This window comes from Streptococcus sp. GMD1S (genome assembly GCF_000296875.1).
In the GTDB taxonomy this organism is placed as follows: Bacteria; Bacillota; Bacilli; order Lactobacillales; family Streptococcaceae; genus Streptococcus.
In genome coordinates this window covers 1-728 of record NZ_AJQY01000406.1, presented here as the reverse complement: position 1 = coordinate 728, position 728 = coordinate 1, and the positions used below count along the sequence as shown (strand labels likewise).

Genomic DNA, 728 nt, shown 5'->3' with positions numbered 1-728 from the left:
TTAACTGAAAAGGAAATATCATCTAGAATCTGGTGTTTTCCATCATATGAGAAACACACGTGCTCAAACCGAATATTACCTTCTGTAATCTTTGCTTGGCTATCCTTTTGAAGGGGTTCATAGGTCCTCTCGTCAATCAAGGCAAAGACACGTCCAGCTGAGACCATAGAAGTTTGAAGGGTTGAAAAGTTTTGCGTCACCTCAATCAAGGGGTCAAAGAGCCGATTGATGTACTGGATAAAAGCATACATGGTTCCTGCTGTTATTCCCAGATAAAGCCCGCGGTAACCAAAGTAGGCCATCAAGACTGCATATCCTAGGAGTTTCAGCAAACTCATGGCAGGTCTCAAAAAGAGGGCATCCAAGGCCACAGAACGGTTGGCATAGACCAAGTGTTCTTGGTTGATTTCATCAAATTCTGCTTGCAGGCGATTCTCTTGGTTGAAGGCCTGGATAATCCTGATTCCCTCGATATTCTCTGCCAGCTTACTATTGATATCTGACAAGAGACTTCTGGTTTTTTCGATGATTTTCACTGACTTTTTCCGATAGAGATTGACTAAAAGGAAAATCAAGGGTAGAAAGAGCAAAACTAAAGCTGTCAAACGAAAATCCAGCACCAACATGGTATACAGAGTTGTCAGAAAGATGAAAACTGCTGAAATAAAGCTGGATAAAATTCCCGAAAACATATCACTGATGGTCTCAGTATCATTGGTCAAACGAGA

At 41.5% G+C, this 728-nt stretch carries 1 protein-coding gene; it reads right to left on the bottom strand.

Features of this window, described 5'->3' with window-relative positions:
- Positions 1-728: ABC transporter ATP-binding protein (locus GMD1S_RS10665; RefSeq protein ID WP_000314058.1), on the bottom strand; the 728-nt coding region annotated here is incomplete at both ends.